The 1058-nt window shown below is 74.2% G+C and carries 1 protein-coding gene; it reads left to right on the top strand.

Annotated features, from left to right (window positions below; all coding sequences use genetic code 11):
• Nucleotides 1-1058 (top strand): hypothetical protein (locus BN11_RS18825; protein ID WP_048699885.1); only part of this gene is annotated, 1058 nt, incomplete at both ends.

The raw sequence follows: 1058 nt of genomic DNA, 5'->3' as shown, positions 1-1058 counted from the left end.
GCGTGGGGGTCTTGGCAGGTCGCGCGTCGCCTGGCCGGGCAGGCGGGGGCGATCCTGCTCATCTTCCTCTCGGTCGCCATGGGCGCCCTCGGCGTCGCCCAGGCCGCCACCTTGGGGCGGGCCATCTCCGACCAGACCCACTTCGCCGCCGGCTCCCCGCTGCGCGTCACCACGGGGAGCGAACTGACCGGCAAGGCGGGGCTGCGGGAACGGTATGCCGCCATCGCCGGCGGGACCGACCGCGTGATGGCCGCCCATGTCGGCTCGATCGGGGTCGGATCGGCGAAAGAGGTGACCATGCTGGCCGTCGACACGCACGCGGCGGACGTGGCGTTCACCCCGCGCGCGGATGTGGCGCCCGACTGGCAGAGGACGCTCGAGAAGCTGGCGGTGCCGGTCGCCGGCCTGGACATCCCGGCCGGGGCGCGGGAGCTTGCGGCCCACGTGAAGTTCGAGCTGGACGAGCAGTTCGAGTGGGCCATGCTCCCGGCCCGCCCGGACTTCCTCGTCGCCTTGGCCGACGGCGAGTGGATCCAGGTGCCCGGCGAACGAGTCACGTCGAGTGGTTCGGTCCGGCTGCGAGCCGACCTGCCCCAGGTCGTGGGCGGCTGGCCCGCCGGCACCCGGCTGATCGGCATCACCATGGCACCGGCCAGCACATACCTCCCCCCGGAGGCCGTCGCGAGCGCCGGCCTCGCCAGTGCCGACCCGGCGGCGCCCGTGCGGCTCGACGGCGTGGACATGCGCGTTGCCGGGAAGCCCGAGCCCGACCGCTGGATCGGCGGCGCGCTGTTCCTGCCCCTGGGGGATCATCCGGCTCCCGCTCCGGTGCCCGTCCTCGTCACGCGCGACCTCCTCACTGAAGCCCGGCTCGACGCCGGCCGGGACTTCAGCATCGAGGTGTCCGGCACGGCTGTCCCGGTCCACGTGGTCTCGGTGGTCGACGCGATCCCCGGCGTGCCCACCCCCCGGCGGGCGTTGATGCTGCACCTCGAGGCGCTCGCCGACCCGCAACAGCCCGGCCAGGAGAACCTGGGCCCACCGGTCGCGCAGCAGTG

This window comes from Nostocoides australiense Ben110, assembly GCF_001050535.1.
Taxonomy (GTDB): Bacteria; Actinomycetota; Actinomycetes; order Actinomycetales; family Dermatophilaceae; genus Nostocoides_A; species Nostocoides_A australiense.
The sequence above is the reverse complement of the archived record's forward strand: the minus strand, read 5'-3'. Positions and strand labels throughout refer to the sequence as shown.